This is a genomic window from Aeromonas sp. QDB34 (assembly GCF_027705405.1).
Taxonomy (GTDB): Bacteria; Pseudomonadota; Gammaproteobacteria; order Enterobacterales; family Aeromonadaceae; genus Aeromonas; species Aeromonas hydrophila.
The window spans coordinates 1-21,340 of record NZ_JAPDBT010000010.1; the positions used below are offsets into that span (position 1 = coordinate 1).

The 21,340-nt window shown below is 63.8% G+C and carries 18 protein-coding genes; 7 read left to right on the forward strand and 11 right to left on the reverse strand.

The features are described 5' to 3' along the window. Positions 1-164: 164 nt before the first annotated feature. Both OKC29_RS14135 and OKC29_RS14140 read left to right on the forward strand, forming a co-directional pair. Positions 165-815 (forward strand): hypothetical protein, encoded by a 651-nt coding sequence (locus tag OKC29_RS14135; RefSeq protein WP_270669309.1) that lies wholly within the window; start codon positions 165-167, stop codon positions 813-815. A 336-nt stretch (positions 816-1,151) separates the two neighbouring features. Then, entirely contained in the window at positions 1,152-1,397 is a 246-nt protein-coding gene (locus OKC29_RS14140) for a MerR family transcriptional regulator (protein ID WP_123785046.1), read from the forward strand. Here OKC29_RS14140 and putP read toward each other — a convergent pair. The 10 genes from putP to OKC29_RS14190 form a co-directional block, all read right to left on the reverse strand. After that, positions 1,390-2,907 (reverse strand): sodium/proline symporter PutP, encoded by a 1,518-nt coding sequence (gene putP / locus OKC29_RS14145; protein WP_073351662.1) that lies wholly within the window; start codon positions 2,905-2,907, stop codon positions 1,390-1,392. The two genes, OKC29_RS14140 and putP, sit on opposite strands and share 8 nt — an antisense overlap. 288 nt (positions 2,908-3,195) lie before the next feature. Continuing rightward, on the reverse strand, positions 3,196-4,122 hold the full coding sequence (locus OKC29_RS14150; RefSeq protein WP_073351664.1) for a L,D-transpeptidase family protein: 927 nt from the start codon (positions 4,120-4,122) through the stop codon (positions 3,196-3,198). 187 nt (positions 4,123-4,309) lie between these two features. Next, on the reverse strand, positions 4,310-5,551 hold the full coding sequence (locus tag OKC29_RS14155; RefSeq protein WP_011707327.1) for a mechanosensitive ion channel family protein: 1,242 nt from the start codon (positions 5,549-5,551) through the stop codon (positions 4,310-4,312). Positions 5,552-5,684: 133 nt separating this feature from the next. After that, positions 5,685-6,884 carry an acetate kinase gene (locus OKC29_RS14160; RefSeq protein ID WP_073351666.1) on the reverse strand — a complete coding sequence of 400 codons (1,200 nt, stop codon included), beginning with the start codon at positions 6,882-6,884 and terminating at the stop codon, positions 5,685-5,687. A 174-nt stretch (positions 6,885-7,058) separates the two neighbouring features. Next, on the reverse strand, positions 7,059-7,529 hold the full coding sequence (locus OKC29_RS14165; RefSeq protein WP_073351668.1) for a YhcH/YjgK/YiaL family protein: 471 nt from the start codon (positions 7,527-7,529) through the stop codon (positions 7,059-7,061). A 310-nt stretch (positions 7,530-7,839) separates the two neighbouring features. Beyond that, positions 7,840-8,946 carry a 1-acyl-sn-glycerol-3-phosphate acyltransferase gene (locus tag OKC29_RS14170; RefSeq protein WP_073351671.1) on the reverse strand — a complete coding sequence of 369 codons (1,107 nt, stop codon included), beginning with the start codon at positions 8,944-8,946 and terminating at the stop codon, positions 7,840-7,842. A gap of 159 nt (positions 8,947-9,105) precedes the next feature. Next, on the reverse strand, positions 9,106-10,770 hold the full coding sequence (cueO, locus tag OKC29_RS14175; RefSeq protein WP_073351673.1) for a multicopper oxidase CueO: 1,665 nt from the start codon (positions 10,768-10,770) through the stop codon (positions 9,106-9,108). Positions 10,771-10,895: 125 nt separating this feature from the next. Continuing rightward, complete coding sequence (locus OKC29_RS14180) at positions 10,896-11,588, reverse strand: aspartate/glutamate racemase family protein (protein WP_073351674.1); 693 nt, start codon at positions 11,586-11,588, stop codon at positions 10,896-10,898. A gap of 144 nt (positions 11,589-11,732) precedes the next feature. Then, complete coding sequence (locus OKC29_RS14185) at positions 11,733-12,323, reverse strand: LysE family translocator (RefSeq protein WP_073351676.1); 591 nt, start codon at positions 12,321-12,323, stop codon at positions 11,733-11,735. A gap of 124 nt (positions 12,324-12,447) precedes the next feature. Further along, positions 12,448-13,044, reverse strand: coding sequence for a LysE family translocator (locus OKC29_RS14190; RefSeq protein WP_073351678.1), 597 nt, complete (start codon positions 13,042-13,044; stop codon positions 12,448-12,450). Between the two features lie 117 nt (positions 13,045-13,161). Here OKC29_RS14190 and OKC29_RS14195 point away from each other — a divergent pair, with 117 nt between their 5' ends. The 5 genes from OKC29_RS14195 (at position 13,162) to OKC29_RS14215 (ending at position 19,627) form a co-directional block, all read left to right on the forward strand. Then, positions 13,162-14,538 (forward strand): aminotransferase-like domain-containing protein, encoded by a 1,377-nt coding sequence (locus tag OKC29_RS14195; RefSeq protein ID WP_073351680.1) that lies wholly within the window; start codon positions 13,162-13,164, stop codon positions 14,536-14,538. Between the two features lie 42 nt (positions 14,539-14,580). Next, positions 14,581-15,045 (forward strand): hypothetical protein, encoded by a 465-nt coding sequence (locus OKC29_RS14200; RefSeq protein WP_073351682.1) that lies wholly within the window; start codon positions 14,581-14,583, stop codon positions 15,043-15,045. Between the two features lie 93 nt (positions 15,046-15,138). Then, on the forward strand, positions 15,139-17,196 hold the full coding sequence (locus OKC29_RS14205; protein WP_162275774.1) for a hypothetical protein: 2,058 nt from the start codon (positions 15,139-15,141) through the stop codon (positions 17,194-17,196). Beyond that, complete coding sequence (locus OKC29_RS14210) at positions 17,166-17,891, forward strand: DUF3142 domain-containing protein (protein WP_073351687.1); 726 nt, start codon at positions 17,166-17,168, stop codon at positions 17,889-17,891. Before OKC29_RS14205 ends, OKC29_RS14210 begins: the two co-directional genes overlap by 31 nt. A 110-nt stretch (positions 17,892-18,001) precedes the next feature. Further along, entirely contained in the window at positions 18,002-19,627 is a 1,626-nt protein-coding gene (locus tag OKC29_RS14215) for a hypothetical protein (RefSeq protein WP_073351689.1), read from the forward strand. 21 nt (positions 19,628-19,648) lie between these two features. On the opposite strand, the gene OKC29_RS14220 is transcribed toward OKC29_RS14215, so the two are convergent. Beyond that, complete coding sequence (locus tag OKC29_RS14220; protein WP_029304843.1) at positions 19,649-20,962, reverse strand: sodium-dependent transporter; 1,314 nt, start codon at positions 20,960-20,962, stop codon at positions 19,649-19,651. Between the last annotated feature and the right edge of the window lie 378 nt (positions 20,963-21,340).

Below are 21,340 nucleotides of genomic sequence, written 5' to 3' on the forward strand. Positions count from 1 at the left end.
AGGGTACCACCAATCAGCAGTTGGCCACCTCTCGCCATTCATCCATGAGTGTCGCACTTATTATCTGAATTCCCGAAGAAAATGAAAACGCTAGTAAGTTTTTTTCAGAAGCAGTAGCTAATTATCAAGATAGCATTAAGCAGTTAATCGTAAACAACCCTCTTTTGTTTACACCATACAAAGATGATCAAGCGATAGATTTAGTATTAGCCGTTTGGTTTCTGTCTCTCGATAATAGACATTGGAATGATATAAATTATTGGTTAAGCAATATGTCGCGAGAAATCTATCAAATGTTTGAGATGGGCGACAAATACCCGACAACCATACAAAGCTACGCTGAATTGATTGAACATCCCATTAATAAAACCGAAGAATATAAAAAAAGTGTAACTAAAGGTTCAATCTTATACCCCTACATCTCTACTTTTTCAGCGATTATGGGCTTCTCAGAGCCATATGGAGTAGTTAAAAAAATTAAAGAAGAATTTTTACCGCATTGTAACTTTCAAGTGTACTTTCTGGATGAATCATCTGAAGACCACTTTTACCTTTTCAATAAAATGCATGGTGCAACGTTATCTGATGTATGCGTGACCGAAGAGCCAGATAAATTGATTGAGCAGTTGGTTAGTGAGTGTGAGCAATCAAATAAAGTTTATGAAATGAGCGCTTTTAAATTTTCATTTTGGCCGATTATATTGACTGGCTGTAGGCATTACAGGTTGCCAGTGCCCATGCATTTCATAATTGACATTTTTAAACAAAGAAAAGAGCATGAAGCTGCAATTAGTAATGAGGCAGAAGAATCTTAAAAATGTTTAAGTGTCAGCCTGTAGATTCAATTAGAGAAGCGTATTCATACCATCGCGTATAAACACGCCACGACATAAACAAGGATCGGGAAATCCGCTTGGGGAGCCCCTTTCGGTCACCAGGTAGCCCTGTCTAGTTCGCCAGAGTCACTCGCCCCGGCCCGAAGGGCGGGCGAAACCCCGTCGAGGGCAAGGCCCTCGCATTCTATGGGGCAAAGCCACATCCAGAGCGCTGCTGTACAATGCACTGCGCCGACAGCTCCTCCATGGGGATTCTCTCCCGCCAGCCACTGACCTATAGTGGGCACCTCTCAAACCACCTTTGCGAGCAGCACCATGTATATCGGCGAATTTGCCCGGCTGGCGGGCACCACCCCAAAGGCTGTCCGTCTTTACGGGCTGCTGCCCGAGCCCAGGCGGAGCGACAAGTATCGCGCCTACCGGGTCGAGGTTCTGGAATGGGCCAGCTTTATCCGAGAGGCCCAGCGACTTTGTTGCAAGCTGGGTGAACTGGTCCCCTTGCTCATAAAAAAGCCCCGCATCGCGGGGCTTTTTGTTATCTGCAATAGCCGACTCAGTTGACGACAACCGGCTGACCCAGCGCATCCGGCGGGGTCTGGAACTCGCGCTCGGCGTCGTCGAAGCGCTCCAGCATGGCCTTGGAGGGGGCCTTGTCCAGCAGGCTGAACACCACAATGGCGAGTCCGGAGAAGAGGAAGCCAGGGATGATTTCATAGAGCCCCAGCCAGCCGAACTGCTTCCAGACGATGACAGTCAGGGCACCGACCAGCATGCCCGCCAGGGCGCCGTTGCGGGTCATGCGCGACCAGAGCACGGAGAGCAGCACCACGGGGCCGAAGGCGGCACCAAAGCCGGCCCAGGCGTAGCTCACCAGCCCCAGCACCCGGTTCTCCGGGTTCATGGCAACGCTGATGGCGATCAGCGCGATCACCAGCACCATGGCACGACCGACCCACACCAGCTCCTGCTGGGAGGCGTTCTTGCGCAGGAACGGCTTGTAGAGATCCTCGGTGATGGCGCTGGAGCAGACCAGCAGCTGGCAACTGAGGGTACTCATCACCGCCGCCAGGATGGCGGAGAGCAGCACGCCGGCGATCCAGGGGTTGAACAGGATCTTGGAGAGCTCGATGAAGACCCGCTCCGGGTTGCCGGTGACGCCGGCCGCCTGTTCGGTGAAGGTGGAGAAGTAGGCCAGGCCGAAGAAGCCGATGGCCACGGCGCCGCCCAGGCACAGCACCATCCAGGTCATGCTGATGCGGCGGGCATTGGCCATGGAGTGGTGGGAATCCGCCGCCATGAAGCGCGCCAGGATGTGGGGCTGGCCGAAGTAGCCCAGGCCCCAGGCCATCAGCGAGATGATGGCGATGAAGTCCAGGTTCTTGAACATGTCGAGGTTGCTGGCGTTCTGCGCCGCCACCTGCACCATGGCGGTGTCGATGCCGCCCACCGCGATGATGACGAACACCGGGGTGAGGATCAGGGCGAAGATCATCAGGGTGGCCTGCACCGTATCGGTCCAGCTCACCGCGAGGAAGCCGCCGAAGAAGGTGTAGGTGATGGTGGCCGCGGCGCCGACCCAGAGGGCGGTGTCATAGCTCATGCCGAAGGTGCTCTCGAACAGGCGGGCACCGGCCACCACGCCGGAGGCGCAGTAGATGGTGAAGAACAGCAGGATCACCAGAGCGGAGAGGATGCGCAGCACCCGGCTCTTGTCCTCGAAGCGGTAGGTGAAGTAGTCCGGCAGGGTCAGGGCGTTGCGGTTCTTCTCGGTATGCACCCGCAACCGGCCGGCGACCCAGCGCCAGTTGAGGTAGGCGCCCAGGGTGAGGCCGATGGCGATCCAGCTCTCGGAGATGCCGCCGATGAAGACGGCGCCCGGCAGGCCCATCAGGAGCCAGCCGCTCATGTCGGAGGCACCGGCGGAGAGGGCGGTCACCCAGCTCCCCATCCGGCGGCCGCCGAGAATGTAGTCGTCAAAGTTGCGGGTGGCGCGATAGGCGATAAAGCCGATCAGGACCATCCCGAGGATGTACACCAGAAAGGTGATGAGCATGGGTGTGCTGGCTGTCATTCAAAACTCCGTTATGTGACGTGTGTACCCGTTCTGACGACGGGCTCTTCCTTAAAAAAACCGCCCTAGCTTAATCAGCAGATCCCATGACCTCAACCTTTTTTAACAAACAGAAAACACAATATAAACGTTTCATCTTTAACCAACAGACCAGCTTTGCCCCGTTCCACCAGATTTTATCCTGACGCAGCAACTGCTTATCCGCCGGGCACGAGCCGCGGCACAGCCTCGCCACGGCCGCAAAAAAAAGCCCCGACCAGAGGTCGGGGCCATCTCGGCAAGCACCAATCAGCGATTGATCGCGATCGGCATGCCGCTGCGCTGCTCCAGCGCCTGCTTGACCAGCTGGGAGTCGCTGTCAGCGTGGGCGATGAAGCGGGTCACCGCCGGGGTCATCGGCAGCGGCGCAGGCAGGCTGGAGTTGAACTCCTCCTGATTGCGGGAGAGCGGCTGATGCACTTCCAGGTAGCGGCGGCCATCCGGCTCGACACTGGCCTTGATCGGCTGGTTGACGAACTGCACGCGGGTACCGACCGGCACCTTCTTGAACAGGTACTCGATGTCGTCGTTGCGCAGGCGCACGCAGCCGTGGCTCACCCGCAGGCCGATGCCGAACTGGGCGTTGGTGCCGTGGATGGCGTACATCTTGCCGATGTAGAGCGCGAACAGCCCCATGGGGTTGTCCGGGCCGGCCGGCCATACTGCCGGCAGGCTTTCGCCACGGGCGGCATATTCGGCATGCATCTTGGCGGTCGGGGTCCAGGTCGGGCCCGCCTTCTTGCGCTGCACGCTGGTCACCCAGTTTTCCGGGGTGTCGGTACCGAGCTGGCCGATGCCGATGGGCAGCACTTCCACCACCTTCTTGCCTTTCGGGTAGTAGTAGAGGCGCATCTCGGCCACGTTCAGCACGATGCCTTCACGGGGCGCATCCGGCAGGATCAGCTGGTGCGGCACGATCAGCTTCTCGCCGGTCTGCAGCAGCAGGGGATCCGCCTTGGGGTTGGCCTCCAGCATGTTGGTCAGCCCCAGTTGGAATTTGGCGGCAGCGGCCTCCAGCGGCTGGCCGTTTTCTTCGGCCGGGACCACGTATTCCAGATTTTCACCCACCAGGCGGCTGTTGGCCGCAGGCAGGGCGTATTCAACAGCGAGCGCAGGCGCGGCGCCCAAGAGGAGGCTGCAGCACAGCGCGGCCGCAGTATTGTGGAGGAGCTTCATAACTTTCCTGTAATGGATGACGTGGTTCAAGACTCTGGGCTGACCCGGGAGCGGCGGGCGATCCGGGGGGCGAAGAGAAGGCCGCCATTTTTCTCCTCTGCCGGACAAATTTCAACTGACAAGTGGCGGCGGGTCGGCGATTAATATCGCTTTTTTTATCCGCCGCCAGCCCCTGCCGGTCGGTCGTTTACCCCTTTTGCCAGGCGCGCATATCGTAACCTGTGGGAGATTGGTGCAACCGCAGATGAAATTGCTCAATGATGGCAAAGATGTGGTCGAAAATGTCGGCCTGGATCCCTTCGTAATCGGCCCAGGCGGTGGTCGCCGTGAAGCAGTAGATCTCCAGCGGCAGGCCGTCCGAGGTCGGTGCCAGCTGGCGCACCATCAGGGTCATGTCCTTGCGAATGCCGGGGTGGGCGCGCAGGTAGGCGTCCAGATAGGCGCGCAGGGTACCGAGGTTGGTGAGGTGACGACCGTTGATGGGGCAGCTGATGGCGTCGCTCAACTGCTGGTTGTAGGCGCTCAGCTCCTGCTCCTTGCGGCTCAGATAGGGCGCCAGTAGCTGGGCCTGCTTGAGCTGCAGCTGCTCGTCCGCCGTCAGGAAACGCACGCTGGTCATGTCGATGTTGACACTGCGCTTGATGCGCCGGCCACCCGACTCCGTCATCCCCTGCCAGTTCTTGAAGGAGTCGGAGATGAGGGCATAGGTGGGGATGGTGGTGATGGTCTTGTCCCAGTTCGACACCTTGACCGTGGTGAGGCCGATGTCGGTCACCTCGCCATCGGCGCCGTACTTGTCCATCTGCAGCCAGTCACCGACGCTCAGCATGCGGTTGGCGGAGAGCTGGATGCCGGCCACCAGCCCGAGGATGGGGTCCTTGAACACCAACATCAGCACTGCGGTCATGGCACCCAGACCGCTGAACAGGAACAGCGGCGACTTGCCGAGCAGCAGGGCGATCATCAGGATGCCCACCAGGATGCTGCCCACCAGCTTCACCCCCTGGAAGATACCGCGCAGGGGCAGATCCCGCCCGAGCCGGGTGTAGCGGCTCACCGACAGCATGCAGTCGAGCAGGGCGAACAGGGAGAGCAGCAAGAACAGCAGGATCCAGAGCTGGGCCACCATCTCGATCAGTTGCAGGCTGTCGGAGTTGCGCGGCAGCCAGATCTCGGCCTGACCGAGCAGCACGGCCCCCTGCAGCACGAAGGCGAGCCGGTAGAACAGCCGCTGCTGCAACTGGGGCGGCAGCCACACCTGCTTGGTCTTGCCAAGCACGCCCACCAGCCGCACCAGCAGCACCCGGTGCAGCAACATGTGCAGCAACAGCGAGGTGAGCACGATAAAGCCCAGAGCGATCACCAGCCCCATCATGCCGGTTACCTCCAGCCCGAGCCCGGCCAGCCAGCGAAAAAACATCTCCTTCATCCCATCCTCCTGTGCGTGAAACTGCGGTCAGGGTACGTATCTGCCACCCCATGTCAAATGACAGCCGGCGTCACGGCCGCCACAAACGACAACGCCCGGCAGGGGCCGGGCGTTGTCTGGGAGCGAGGGGGCGTTAGCCGACCAGGCTCAGGGCATCGCGGGCGATGACCAGCTCTTCGTTGGTGGGCATCACCAGCGCCAGGCGGCTGCCTTCGGCCGTGATGGGGCCTTCACCGCCCAGTACCGCGGCGTTGTTGGCTTCCTTGTCGATCTTGAAGCCGAACAGGGCCAGACGGGCCAGCACCATCTCGCGCACCATGGCGGCGTTTTCACCGATACCACCGGTGAACACCAGGGCGTCCAGACGACCATCCATGGCGGCAGCGTAGGCACCGACATACTTGGCCACCCGGTAGGTGAACACGTCCAGCGCGCGCTTGGCACCAGCGTCGGTGGCGTAGTTGGTGGTGACGTAGCGGCAGTCGCTGCTCGCCTCGGTCATGCCCAGCAGGCCGGACTCGCGGGTCAGGGTGTGGTTGATCTGCTCCACGCTGTAACCGAGCTGGTCGTGCATGAAGAAGACCACAGCAGGGTCTATGTCGCCGGAGCGGGTGCCCATCGCCAGCCCTTCCAGCGGGGTCAGGCCCATGGAGGTGTCGACGGATTCGCCGCCACGGATGGCGCAGACGGAGGCGCCGTTACCCAGGTGGCAGTTGATGATGTTGAGCTCGGAGAGCGGCTTGCCCAGCGCCTTGGCGGTCTCTTCCGCAATGAAGCGGTGGGAGGTGCCGTGGGCGCCGTAACGACGGATGCCGTTCTCTTTGTAGAGCTTGTAGGGCAGCGCGTAGAGGTAGGCTTCCTGTGGCAGGGTCTGGTGGAAGGCGGTGTCGAACACGGCCACGTTCTTCTCTGCCAGCGCCGGGAACACATTGAGCGCGGCACGGATGCCGATCAGGTGCGCCGGGTTGTGCAGGGGGGCGAACGGAATGGCGGCTTCGATGCCGGCAATCACGCCGTCATCGATGCGAACGGAGCGGGAGAACTGCTCGCCACCGTGCACGATGCGGTGACCGATGGCCACCAGCTGCTCGGCCAGGGTCGGATCCTGCGGCAGGATGTGACCCACGATGTGATCGAGGGCCTCCTGATGCGCGGCGCCCGCGCCCAGCATGGCTTCGCCCTTGACCCCGTGGAGTTTCCATTTGATACGTGCATCATCCAGATTGAAGCATTCGGCCAGGCCGGACAGCATGTCCTCACCTGTTTCGGCGTCCATTACGGCAAATTTCAGGGAAGAGCTACCGCAGTTAAGGATCAATACCAACTTGCTCATGTTCTACATCTTCCTGTGCTTCGGCTTTATGCCGACAGTGTCGTGTCATCCAAAGTGGATGGGATTCCCCTGCCGGGGGCTTATGGTCGCAGGAAAGTGCGCCCAATTTTTCAATATGTTAAGTGCAAATCCGGATGATTCCGGGCACTCGTCTCAGCCAGGCTGCGCCAGCGGTCACAGGCCGGCCAGCAGATCCCGGTGCACCTTGACCACCAGCTTCTTCACCTGAGCCGGCTGGTTGGGGGTGCAGAGGGGGCGATGCAGTTCTCCCGGCCAGAAGATGGCGAAGTCGCCGGGCTGCAACGCCAGATAACTGGTCTGTTCGTCCTCGACGAACCAGAGGTCGGGATGGGGATGATCGGCGCCTTCGACAACATAGCCATGGGGCCCGACCCCGATCCACTCTTCACCACGCAGCAGCAACTGGATGTCCAGATACTGCTGATGGAACTCGCCACGGCGATCCGCGGCCGGCTCGGTCAGCTCTTCGCTCACCAGGCAGAACAGCGTGAGGCCGTCGATCTCCTGTTTGCCGAGCGGCGCCTGCAGCCACTGTTCGACGCTTTGCACCACATCGACCATGATGCGGTCCAGCGGGGCGGGCAGCGGCGTGCGCTGCAGGGTGTTCAGACTGCCGGTGATCATGGCGCTTCCTTAGGTGTATTCAGGCGACATCTTAGCCGCAAAATGAAAAAGGACCCTGTTGAGGTCCTTGTGTCACACCGCCTGCAATCCGTGCAGACAGAGATAGAGCATTTGCTCGTATCAAGCGGGATGAGTGCACTGTTACACACTCATCTGCGGCTTGCCAAGAGGCGCAAGCGCGTTCGCCCAGTGATCGTACCAGCTGAAACAATATTATTCACTACTCCAGCACCGTCGACTTTGACCAGACGCAAAAACGGGAGCATCTGCTCCCGTTTTTTTCGCATCACCTGGTGATAACCGGTGCCATTCAAGCCTTGCTGGCGTTCTCCACAGGCTTGGCGTACATGGCGCGCCAGATGGCCTTGTGCTCTTCCGGCACCTCCGACTGACGGCTCAGGAAGGCAGCCTGCTCGATGGTGTTGGCCTTGCCGGACACATCTGCAGCCAGGTAGTTGCCCGGGAAGAGGCGGTAGTTGCCCCAGATCGCCTTGTCGATGAGCGCAGCCAGTTCATCCGGATCGCTGAAGCCCTCGGTGATGGGGGCGCCGAAGGAGACATGTACCCGCCCCTTCTGGCCGACGATGCCGGCGACAATGCTCTCGATGTCCTCGAACTCGCCCTTCTCGTAGCTGCCGTTGACCGACTTCTCGTACAGCTCGCGCGCCTTGGCCTTGTCGGTAGGATCCAGCTCGTAGCTGATGCTGACCGGCACGATATTGAGGCTGCGCATGTAGTCGACGAACTCGATCTTCTGCTTCTTGCCGTCCACGTAGAACATCTTGAGGATGGCCGGATCAGTCTTGTCATCGCCGTTCTTGGCGCGCCCTTCCTTCTGGGCGATCCAGATGGAGTGGCCTTCGTGCACCGACTGACCGATGTAGGCCGACAGCTCGCCGAGCGCCTTCATCATCTCCCGCGGCCCCTTGGCGGAGCGCTTGACGATGAAGCTCTTGTTGAGCTTCATCAGCTCGGTGGCGCAGGGTTTGCGCAGCAGGTTGTCGCCGATGGCAATGCGCACGGTATCGAAACCATGGGTGTGCAGCCCCCAGTTGACGAACGCCGGATCCATGGCGATGTCCCTGTGGTTGGAGACAAACAGGTAGCCCTGCTCCTTCTTCAGATGCTCGAGCCCGGAGAAGGTCACCCCCTGGGTGGAGGTGGCGATCATCCGGCTCATGTAGCGGGTCACCCCCATCTGCACCTGATGGATGGTGGTCACCTTGGACCACTTGTAGCGCAGGAACTGGCGGATCAGCGGGCGGATGGCCCAGCCCAGCCAGCTCATCAGGGAGCCGAAACGATACTTGGCGATGGCGCCGACAAATTCATCATCCCGGATCAGCCGTTCGATGGCTGCCGGCACTTCCTCATCGCGGTAGGGGCGAATGTCCGCGAATCTATCTACTTCAGTCACAGTGTCAGCCTTGCAGGTAAGGAGTCGCGGCCAGCGCGCGCTGGCCGGAAAATTCAGGGCGCAATTTTACACGCTTTTATGCCGAGGGGTATGTGGCGTGCGTAGATAGTGAGATCTGACCAGTGAAATGAACAAATGGCCCCGTTCGGGCCATTCTTTTTACTCTTCCACCGTGAACGAGAGCATCATACCGGTATCTTCGTGCTCCAGCAGATGACAGTGAGCCATGTAGGCCCGCTCCTTGGGCGCCGTGTGATCGAAACGCACCAGCACCTCGCTGCGCCCGCCCTCCACCTTGACGATGTCCTTCCAGCCGGCGCGATGCGGGGCCACCGGCTGGCCGTTCTCGCTCAGGATCCGGAAACGGGTGCCGTGAATATGGAAGGGGTGCAGCATCATGTCCCCCTCCCCCGAGATGATCCAGCGCTCGGTGCGGCCGCGCTTGACCGCAAACTGCGGGTCGTTCATGGCGAAGGCCTGACCGTTGATGCGGTTGCCGCCGTGCAGATCCAGCGGCTTGGCACTGCCCTTGTCCTCCTGCATCCCCGCCATGGTGTCGTGCTGCATCTCGCCCGCTGGCATGGCCATCTCGCCATGATCCATCCCCGCCATCGACATTTCGGCCATCCCGTCGCCCTGCCCGTCCATCTTCATCCCGGCCATGGCGCCCGTATCGCCGTGGGCCATGCTCATGCCCGCCATGGCGCCGTGGCCGTAGCGGCTCATCAGCGCCTGCATCCCCTGCCGATCCAGCTCGGGATCCATCGACAGGGTCAGGGTGCGGCTCGGCAAGCCTTGGGGGGCGGGCAGCGCCGGCAGCCGGACCAGGCTGTCCGGCAAGCGGCCCTTGCCCTCGATCAGGGAGGGCCGGATCCGCAGCAGCGGCAGGGCCGCATCGAACGGCGCCAGGGTCATCCCCATCTGGCGTACCGGCAGGGTGAGCAGGTCGAACGCCTTGCCGTTGCGGGCATCCACCATCACCTCGAAGCGCTCCCCCGGCAGCAGCGCCAGCTCGCTCAGCGCCACCGGCTCCGCCAGCAGGCCGCCATCGCTGCCGATCACATACAAGGGGCGGCCGTCACTGGCCGCCAACTTGAGAGAGCGGGCATTGCAGCCGTTGAGCAGCCGCAAGCGCAGCCAGCCACGGGGAGCGTCGTGGGTCGGATAGAGGGCGCCGTTGGTCAGCATCAGATCGCCGAACCAGCCGACCGCGGCGCTCATCACGTCCAGCTGGTAGTCCACCTGATCCCGCCCATCGAGCCGCTTGTCCTGCAACACCAGCGGGATGTCGTCCACCCCCCAGCGCTGGGGCAGCGGCAGCCGCAGGCTCTCCTCGTCGTCGAGGATGAAGAGCCCGGCCAGCCCCATGGCCACCTGATGGCCGGTCTGTCCGTGGGTGTGGGGGTGATACCAGCAGGTGGCCGCCGGCTGCTCGATGCGAAACGCCGCCTGCCACTCTTTGCCGGACGGGATGCTGGCCTGCGGGCCGCCATCGGCGGTGCCGGGCACCTCCAGCCCGTGCCAGTGCACCGTGGTGGTCTCCGCCAGCTGGTTGGCAACCCGGACTCGCACCGCCTGCCCCTGACGGGCACGCAAAGTGGGGCCGAGCAGGTTGCCGTTGTAGCCCCAGCTATGAGTCGGCTGGCGTCGCCACTGCATCTGGCCCGGCTGGGCTCTGAGCTGAAACACGCCGCTGGCATCCGCCTCCAGCAGCGCAGGAATCGGCAGGGCTGGCCGCTCGGCGGCAACCGCCCGCCCCCACCAGGGCAGGGCGCCGGCGATACCGACGGCGGTGGAGAATTTGAGAAAATCGCGACGCTGCATGAGTCACTCCTCGTTGGCCAAAGCGGAGCTTCAGCCTAAGCAGCAACCCTGCGGCAAGGTCAAGCCCTGCCGAGCCGGCGGCCGGACAATTTCTGGCTTATCCGCTTGCCAGCAGGCCCCTGTCGTCAAGCCAGCGCCAGAGTGACTGCCGCCTCGGCGTGAATGGCGGTGGTATCGTAGAGCGGCACCGCGGCCGCGGCCTCCCCCACCAGCAGGGCTATCTCGGTGCAACCGAGGATCACCGCCTGGGCTCCCGCGTCGGCCAGCGCGCTGATGATGGCCAGGTACTCGGCCCGCGATGCATCGCGAATGTCGCCCAGGCACAGCTCGTCATAGATGATGCGGTGTACCCGCTCCCGCTGCACCTCGCCGGGCACCAGCACCTCCAGCCCGAATTTGTCCTGCAAGCGCCCCTTGTAGAAATCCTGCTCCATGGTGAAGCGGGTGCCGAGCAGACCGACCCTTTGGATCCCGTCCGCTTGCAGCTGACGCGCGGTGGCATCGGCGATATGGAGCAACGGGATATCGATGGCGGCCTCGATCTCGGGCGCCACCTTGTGCATGGTGTTGGTGCCGATCAGCAGAAAGTCAGCGCCGCCGGCCTGGATGGCCCGCGCCTCGGCCGCCAGCAGACGGGCGGTGGCGGGCCAGTCCCCGATATGCTGCAGCCGCTCTATCTCGGCAAAGTCGACGCTGCTCAGCAGCACCCGCGCCGAGTGCAGGCCGCCGAGCCGCTCGCGCACGCCCCGGTTGAGCGCCTGATAATAGCTGACGGTGGACTCCCAGCTCATGCCACCCAGCAGACCGATACATTTCATGGGACCTCCTTGTGTAAGCCGATCGTGTAAATCGATCGTGCAAACCGAGCAGAGGGCGGCGCGCGTCATGGCACCGCCCCGTGAATAAAAAAGGCCCCGCAGGGCCAACAAGACAGCCGGTAAAGGCCCGGGCGCAGGCCCGGACTAAATCCAGATCATCAGCACGCAGGCCGCCGTGGCGACCCCCATGCCGAGATTGAAACGACGCCAGCCTCTGGCGGTACGGATGAGGCGGCGCACCTGGGCACCGAACAGCACCCAGAAGGCCCCGGTATAGAGGCCGGTCACGAAGAAGATGCCGAGCACCCAGATGGCGGAGGGCCAGTAAGCCTCTCCCGCCAGGGTGAAGCCGCTGATGGCGGAGAGCGCCATCATCCACGCCTTGGGGTTGAGCAACTGCAGCATGGCCCCCTGATGGGCCGGGATCAGCGGCCGGTTGCCCTCGGCCGGGCCGCTGGCGGTCGCCACTTTCCAGGCCAACCAGAGCAGGTAGGCCGACCCCATCAGCTTGAGCCCGTCGTGCAGCAGCGGCAGCTGCTCGAACATCACCCCCAGCCCCAGCGCCGTGGCCAGGATCATCAGGTTGATCCCCCCCACCACGCCCACCAGCAGGGGCACGCTGCGGCGAAAGCCCTGGGCCGCACCGGCGCTGGTAAGCAGCATGTTGTTGGGGCCCGGCGTGCCACAGGTGATGAGGGCAAAGCCCGCCAGGGGAAGCAACCAGTTCAGATCCATCTCAACCTCTTGATGATGCAGGGCGCCGACTCGGCGACAAGCCTTCTAATATGCAGAGCCGGTGCCCGTCAGACAAGGCCGCAAATGCACTTTCTTCGCATCTTTATGCGGCCCCTGGCAGCACTCAGTACCAGAGCATCACCACGCAGAGCGCGGTCAGCGCCCCCAGGCTGCCGTTGAGGCGGCGCCAGCCTGTGTCAGAGTTGATCCAGCGACTGAGCTGATGACCGAACAGCACCCAGGCAAAGCAGACTGGCAATCCCGCCATGGGGAAGACGGCCATGATGCCCCACAGACTCGGCCAGTAAGCACTGCCCGGCAGACTGAACAGACTGATGGCGGAGATCCCCATCATCCAGGCCTTGGGGTTGAGGAACTGAAAGCCCAGCCCCTCCAGCAGGGTCAGCGGGCGCGAACGTCGTTCCGGATCACCGGGAGCGCCGGCCACCGCGATGCGCCACGCCAGCCACAACAAATAGAGGCTGCCCAGCACCTGCAGGCTCAGCTTGAGCAGCGGCCAGCGCTCGAACAGGGGATAAAGCCCCAGCGCCAGCACCAGTTGCAGGACGGGTTGTCCCACCACGACACCAATCAGATGAGGCAGGGTGCGACGCACCCCGAAGTTGGCGCCGGAGGCGGTCAGCATGAGGTTGTTGGGGCCCGGCGTGCCACAGGTGAGCAACGCAAAGCCAAACAGGGTGGCATACCATTCGATCGTCATCTTTGTACTCCTGAACTGCGCACATTGTATCGATACAATGTGCCACTTTTGGTTGTTATCGGGTTCAAAATCACGCTATATTGCCGATACATTTCGATCAATGGATTTATTGTCACCATGACAATCTGGACCCCGGACCTCACCCCTTTCGCCGGCCCCCTCTACCTCAAACTGGTGAAGGCCATCGAGCAGGCCATTCAGGACGGCTCCCTGCCGCCCGAGACCCGGCTGCCCACCCACAGGGCGCTGGCGGACAAGCTGGGGGTCACCGTCGGCACCGTCACCCGCGCCTATGGCGAGGCGGAGCGGCGCGGGCTGCTGGCCGCCCGGGTGGGGCACGGCACCTGGGTCAAGGGGGAGCATGAGGATCCGGCCAACGCCTGGGTGATCCGCAAGGAGGAGGGGCACCGCATCGAGTTGTGGCAGAACCTGCCGGTGCAGCTGGATCGGGCCGCCATCATTCGTCCCATGCTGGCGGAAGTGGCGGACGGGGATCTCAACGCCCTGCTCGGTTATGACAAGGAGGCGGGCCAGCCGAGCCAGCGCCAGCTGTTCATCGACTGGCTGGCCGAGCAGGGGGTGGCGGGCAGCGAGGAGTATCTGCTGTTCAGCCACGGCGCCCAGCACGGCATCATGCTCTCCCTGCTGGCCACCGGCTGCGTGGGGGAGACCCTGTTCTGCGAAGGGCTCAGCTACCCCGGCATGCTGGGCAACGCCCGTCAGCTGAAAAATCAGGTGGTGGGGCTGGCGATGGATGCAGAGGGGCTGCTACCCGACGCGCTGGAGGCGGCCTGCCGCACCCGCCGCGCCAAGCTGCTCTACCTCACCCCTACCCTGCAAAATCCCACCACCGCCACCATGAGCCTGGCGCGGCGCGAGGCCATCATCGCCATCGCCCGTCGCCACGACCTGCTGATCATCGAGGATGACGTCAACGGCCTGCTACCCCAGCAGCCGGTGACACCGCTGGTCAACCTGGCGCCGGAGCGGGTCATCTATCTGGGCAGCCTGGCCAAAATCGCCTGCGGCGGCCTGCGGGTCGGCTTCGTGCTGACCCCGCCAGCCCTGCGCGGCGCCTTCGCCCAGGCGATGCGGCTGTCGAGCTGGATGGTGAGCCCGCTGCTCATCGAGCTGGCCTGCAAGCTGGTGAGCCAGCGCCAGATCATGCCTCTTGTAGAGCAGCAGCGGCAGATCCTGGCACGTCGCGGCGAGCTGCTGCGCCACCTGCTGCCGGGGGCCTGCTGGCAGGCCGGCTCCATGCACGCCTGGCTGCCGCTGCCGGAACCCTGGCGCAGCCAGGAGTTTGCCGAGGCCGCCAACGCCCTTGACGTCGGCGTGGCGAGCGGGGAACACTTCGCCGCCGGCCAGTTTGCCGCGCCGCAGGGCGTGCGGCTGAGCCTGAGCCAACCGGCCACCGACGCCCGCGTCGCCGAGGGGCTGGAGCGGCTCGCCGGTCTGCTGCGCGCCGCGCCGCCCACCAATACCCTGCTATAGTCAGCCCCGGCCCAGCCCATCCGTGCGCTCAAAGGAGAGCCCATGCACCCGACCCGCGCCCCCTTGTTGCTCCTCACCCTGCTGCTGGGGGGCTGCGCCTCCCCCGCTCATCAACAGCTGGGGACCGCGCTGAGCGGGCTGGAGGGGGAGTTGCAACGGCTGGAAGAGGAGCTGGCGGCCATGAACGGCCTGCACTATCAGAAGGCGATCGATGCCCCCCTCAGCCTGCGCCGCCGGCTGAGCGCCCCCGTCCCCACGGCAGAGGGGCTGCTGCCCAGCCGCAGCACGCTGACAGACGGTCCCCTGCTGCGCTACGACTACCGGCTGCCGGCCGGCATGACCAGCCTGCCCCTCGCCGATCCCTGTCTGCGCTACGAATTCGAGCTGCGCCACCTGGGCCGCCTCGGCCAGCTCGCCCTGCACTGGCAGGGGGCGGCGGGCTCGGGAGAGCAACTGATCCAGCAGCGCGACTGCCCCTTTTCGGCCAAAGGGCCCGGTCTGCAGTAAGTCCGCTGGCGGCCTACCTGCCCCTATGGTCAGTTGAAAGGGGCGAAGGCATCTTGTAGCGTGCCAGCATCCCGACTCCTGCTGGAAGCGCCGATGAAACTGACTCCCCTGTGGCTGGCCCTGTGCAGCCTGCCCGCCCTGGCCTGCGGCCCGGATGGCTGCGAGACGCCGCTCACCCTGCAACTGACCGCCGCCCAGTGCCATCTGAACGGGTTGCCGTTCCTCTCCCCTGACAACGACACCCGCACCAACCTGGCGCTGCTACTGGCCGATGAGCAGGCCTTCTCGCTGCCCAAGGCGCCGCTGCCGCTGCCCTTCGCCATCGAGGATCTGCTCAACCCGGCCCTGCTCAACCCAGCCCAAGCCGAGCCGGCCCCCACCGGGCCGGATCCCCTGCTGGCGCTGGCCGCCGGTCTCGGCATCGAGCAGAGCACCACCCAGGCCGCTCTGGAGCGGGCCGCCGGCTGGAGCGAGGGGCGCTGCATCAGCAACAACCCCATCGCGGCCGAAGCCTTCCTGCAGGCGCTGGTCGACACCCCGGCGCTTGGCGCCGACGAGCGCAGCCAGCTGGCCCGCCAGCGGCTGGCCATGCTGGGCCAGTGCGCCCAGCAGGCCGAAACGGCCACGGCGCCGGAGGACAAGGCCGCGCCGCTGTCGGCCGTCGGCCAGGGCTTTGCCAACTACCTGGCCGCCAGCCGACTCTTCTATCAGGGGGAGTTCGCCCAGGCCGATGCGCTGTTTGCCGCTCTCACCGGGCAGGATCAGCCCTGGCTGAAAGAGACGGCGGATTACATGCGGATCCGGGTCGCCCTCAACCAGTCCCAGCAAAGCGCCTTCGATGACTGGGGCACCCTGGATCGCAACCAAATTGACCAGGCCGCCGTGCAGCGTGCCGAGCAGTTCATCGCCGACTATCGCAGTCGCTACCCAGATGGGCGCTATCTCGACTCCGCCAACGGGCTGCTGCGCCGGCTCGCCTGGTTCAAGGGGGACGAAGCGGCGCTGGCCGGCCTGTTCCAGCAGGCGAGCCGCCAGCCGGGCAACCCGGAGCTGCTCAACGAAATAGACCTCAAGCTGCTGATGCAGCCCGGCTTCACCGGCTCAGCCGCCATGCCGCAGCTGACCCTGGTGCAGGATCTGCGCCGGCTGCGGCTGCACGAGAGCTGGGACGAGTGGCAACCGCTGCAAAGCGGCGAGCTGGCGCAACAGAGCGCCCAGTTTGCCAGCAACCCGGCCTGGCTCGCCTATCTGCAGCAGGCCGAGCGCTACTATCTCGCCAAGGATTATGCCGCCGTCATCGCCGCCGCTCCCACCCTCGACAAGGGGCCACTCGACAACCTGGCGTTCAGCCAGCAGGTGCTCAAGGGCATGGCGCTGGCGGCCAGTCAGGCACTGCCCGAGGCAGAGCAGCAGTGGCGCGCCCTGCTCGCCAGCCAGCCCACCCCCTTGCAGGATCAGCTGCTGCAGCTGGCGCTGGCCATGACCCTGGAGCGGGCCGGCCGGCTGGAGCAGGTGTTCGCCAAGGAGAGCCCCATCCAGAGCGATCACTACCGCATTCCGCTGCTGGAATACGTGGCACCGGCCCCGCTGCTGCGCCGCATGGTGCAGGATGAGCAGGCCTCCGACACCCTGCGCCAGCGCGCCGGCCACACCCTGCGCTACAAGCAGCTGACCCACGGCGACTACCGGGGCTTCCTGCAGGATCTGGCGCTGGCCGCCCCGTTTGACTGGCAAGGGAGCCAGGAGTATCAGTGCCCGGCGCTCACGGCGGTGGTCACCACCCTGGCGGACAACCCCAAATCGCCCAAGGCACTCAACTGCCTCGGCGAGTTTTTCCTGAGCCAGGGGCTGGACTGGGATCCGCTCCTGCAGCGGCCGGGCGCCGACACCCTGGCGGGCAGCCGGGATCTGTTTGCCGGCCAGCAGCGCAGCCGGCTCGACTGGTATCAACAGGTGATCGCCAGCCCCAAGGCCGCCAAGGAGGAGAAAGCCTACGCCCTCTACCGCGCCATCAACTGTTACGCCCCGAGCGGCAACAACAGCTGCGGCAGCCAAGAGATCCCCCTCAGCCAGCGCAAGGGCTGGTTCAACACCCTCAAACGCCAGTACGGAACGAGCCAGTGGGCCAAGCAGCTCAAATATTACTGGTGATGCTGGCGCTGCTGGGCGCCGAGGCCAGCGCCGCCGTCGAGGCGAGCCACTACCGCCAGTTCTGGCTGTGGGCCGGGGTCAGGCCCCAGCCGGTGCTGCAGCAGGCCGAGCGGCTCTATCTGCATCAGGGGGAGATAGGCCCGCTCGATGCGCGCCAGCCCGTGCGTTTTCAGGGGCAAGGCATAGCGCCGAGCAAGCTGCCGGTAAAGGAGCTCTGGCTCGCCTACCGGGTGGAACGACTCGACTGGGATGAGGCCCTGCTCAAGAGCCTGACCAACCAGCTGGCAGCCTGGCAGCGCAAGGGTAATGGGGTGCGCGGCGTCCAGATCGATTTTGATGCCCGCACCCACCGGCTGGCGGACTATGGCGAGTTCTTGCGCCAGCTCCGCCGCCAGCTTCCCGCCGACTGCGCCATCAGCATCACCGGCCTGCTGGACTGGACCCGCACCGGCGACGTCGCCACCCTCAACGCCCTTGCCGGCGTGGTCGACGAGCTGGTGGTGCAGACCTATCGCGGCCGCCGCACCGAGCCGGGCTACGCGCGCTACCTGCAGGCGCTGACGCGGCTGACCCTGCCCTTCAAGGTGGGGCTGGTGCAGGGAGGCGAGTGGGATCAAACGTGGGAAAGCAGGCTGGCCGACTCGGCGGCCTATCGCGGCGCTGTGGTGTTTCTCATCAACCCGCCAGGTGCCTGACGCCGGGGAGGAATTGACCGCCCGCAGGCTGGCGTCGAGCGTGGTAGCTCTTTGACTCCGGCAACATGCCATACTTGTCCGTACCCTGAACCAGCCAAGGAGCGCCAAGGATGCAGATCCTCCTGATCGAAGATGATGCCATGCTCAGCACGGCCCTCTCCCGAGGGCTGAATGAGCAGGGGATCACCCCCGCCCAGCTGACCCACTGCAAGGAGCTGGCAACCCTGCCCACCCTGCTGCGCCAGCAGTCGTTCGATGTGGTCATCTGCCGCCAGTACCACCATCAGGCCCGTGAGGGGGTGCGCTTGCTGCAGGAGGCCCACTATCTGGGTCTGCTCGAACCGGGCTGCGTGCTGCTGTTGCTGGACGAGGATCACGATCAGCTGCAGTTTCCCCCTTCCGACCTCTACTTTCCGCTGCTGCTGCCCATGCCGTTCACCGCCGATCAGCTCACCGCCAGCCTGCGCGAACTGGTGCAGCTGACCGGGCTGACCCGCACCCTGCCCGCCCCGATGAAGCTCAGGGAGTGGCAGGTCAGCTGCGCCCTGTGCGAGGACCTGCTCTACCAACAGCAGAAATACCGGGAGCTGGGGCCGTTGCTGGACAGGATCAAGGGCTACATGCTGCTGCAGCAGCAGGATCACTTTCACGCCGCCCAGCACTACGCGGTCTGCACCACGGAGCACGATGCCTGGTGGCCGCGCAAGGGGTTGATCCACGCTCTGCTGGGGCTGAACAAGCTGGAGAGTGCGCGCAAGGATCTGGCCCGCAACCGGGAACGGCTGCCAGCCCCCCTGCAACTGGAGCTGGCGCTGGCCTGTCTGCTGCACGAACGGCAATGGGAAGGGGCCTGGGACGTGCTCACCCTGCTGTTGCAAAAGCAGGCCTGGCAACCGGAGTGGCGCCAGGCGGCCATTCTGCTGGCGCTGCTGCTCAAGGACGAGGGCAAGGCGCTGGAGCAGGCCAACGCCCTCAGCCTGCGCTTCTTCGGCGATCACAAGTTCCGGGTGTCCATCGATAACTTCATCCTCAATGCCAGCCTGGCGGTGCTCTGGCACTACCCGAGCGCCGCCCGGATCAGGGCCTTGCAGCAGGAGTATCGCTACCTCAGCCAGGCGGTGACCCTGCGGGCCCACGAGGAGGCCCTGCTCAAGGCGCTGATGCTGAGCCTGGACTATCGCTTCGACGAGGCCCTGTTGCTGCTCGCCAAGCACCCGCCGGAGAGCGCACGGGATCACCACCTCAACCAGCTGCTCGGCTTTGCCGTCAGCCAGTTCTGCGGCCTGCCCCACCACGCCCAGCGCTACCTGAGCCAGCTCAGCCAGTATCAGGCCAGGGTCGCTCCGGCCCCGCTGGTACAGCAGCTGTTCAAGCAGGTCATCGGCGATTTCATGAAACAGCTGGAGCGGCGCGAACTGCGGCTGACCTACCTGCGCCAGGAACGGCAGCGGGCCAGCGCGGCGGGCCAGCACCAGCTGGCCGTGCAGTATGCGCTGACCCTGCAGGAGGAGTTCCCCGCCCTGCCCGGCGATGCCTGGCAACTGCTGGAGTTGCTGCAACTGTGCTGGCCGGCCGGCATGGCCGCCCCCAGGGTGGCCCTGCTGGTGGATCGGCTGGAGCGGCGCCTCAACCACAGCGCCTCCTTCATGGAGCACCACGCCGAGGAGTACCACAAGACCCTGCTGCAGATCCGCTCCCACCTCAATCCCCGTCTACCCACCACGCCCCCCAACTAGGCCCGGTCAGCCGGGCCGCGGTTACAGCAGCCCGCGCACCAGGATGCCGGCGATCAGCAGCGGCGCCACCAGCCGCCAGCACCAGAGCAGGCAGCCACGCAGCAGCGGCGACAGGCCATCAGGCAGCACGGACTCACCCAGTCGCCAGCCCAGCAGCAGGGTCAGCACCAGACCGAACAGCGGCATCATCAGGTTGGAGGTGAGATAGTCCAGCAGATCGAAAATGGTCTTGCCGAACAGGGTCAGCTCGCTCCAGGGGCCGAACGACAGGCTGACCGGAATGCCGGACGCCATGATCAGCAGGGTCAGCACCCGGCAGGCACCGCGCCGCGACCAACCCCACTCCTCGGTGGTGAAGCGTACCAGGTGCTCCAGCATGGAGATGGAGGAGGAGAGCGCCGCCACCAAGAGCAGCAAGAAGAACACTACCGCCAGCCCCTGGCCGAACGGCAGATGGTTGAACACCGCCGGCATGGTCATAAAGGTGAGCCCTGGCCCGGCAGTCGGGTCAATACCGGTGGAGGCGAGCACCGGGAAGATCATCAACCCCGCCAGCACCGAGATGAGGCTTGCCAGGGTCACTACCCAGACGCCGGAGCGCAGCACACCCTCGCTGCTCGGCAGATAGGCACCATAGGTGGTGTGCACGCCAAGCCCGATGGAGAGGGAGAAGAAGGCCAGCCCCAGCGCGTCCAGCACGCCCTGGCCGGTCAGCATGGAGAAGTCCGGCAGCAGGAACTGGCGCACCCCGGCCATGGCGCCCGGCATGGAGAGGCCAGTCACCACCAGCAGCATCATCATCACGAACAGGGCCGGCATCATCCAGCGCAGCGCCCGCTCCACCCCCTTCTGCAGGCCCCCCTGCACGAACCACCAGGTGAGCCCGGCAAACACCAGATGGGTCAGCACCGGCCACCAGGGGTGGCTGACATAGCCATTGAACAAGGCGGTCAGCGCCGTGCCCTCGCTCAGGTTGAGCTGCCCGCTCACCGCCAGCGCCGCGTAACCCACGGTCCAGCCGCCCACCACGCTGTAGAAGCTGTAGATGAAGAAGCCGCACAGGATCCCCATGTACCCCATCCAGCGCCAGTTCGGCCCCACCAGCTTGTGGAAGGCACCGAGCACCCCGCGCTGGCTGCGACTGCCGAGCAGGGTCTCACCCACCAGCACGGCCACCCCCAGGGTGAAGCTGAACAGCAGAAACATCAGCAGGAAGGCACCGCCGCCGTTGGTGGCCGTCACATAGGGAAACTTCCAGATGGCGCCAAGGCCGATCGCCGAACCGGCGGCGGCCAGCACATGACCGATACGGGAAGACCACTGAACCTGGCTCATACAACCTCCGGGCAAGACAACATCACATCGATACTCCATGGGTAACCGCGCTGGGCGGGGCAACAAAAAAGGCCGCCTGATGGCGACCTTTGCAATGAACATTCAGACAAGCTGCGCGTGCAAGGTCACCTCTCTTGCGAGCTAAAAAATCGACCGAACAGGGCAACGCGACGTGACATGAATAATCTGATCTGAATGCTGAAAAGGGATCACAGCCTAAACCATGGAAAGAAAAATTGACACAACATGACCAAACTTTTTTTCATGTAGCCAATAAAAGTTTGTTTTCACCCGGCCGGCGCCAAAAATCAGCGCCGCAGCCTCCCCGCCCACAGCCTTGAACGATAATAGTCTTAGCTTGGGCGGGTTCGGTGCAAC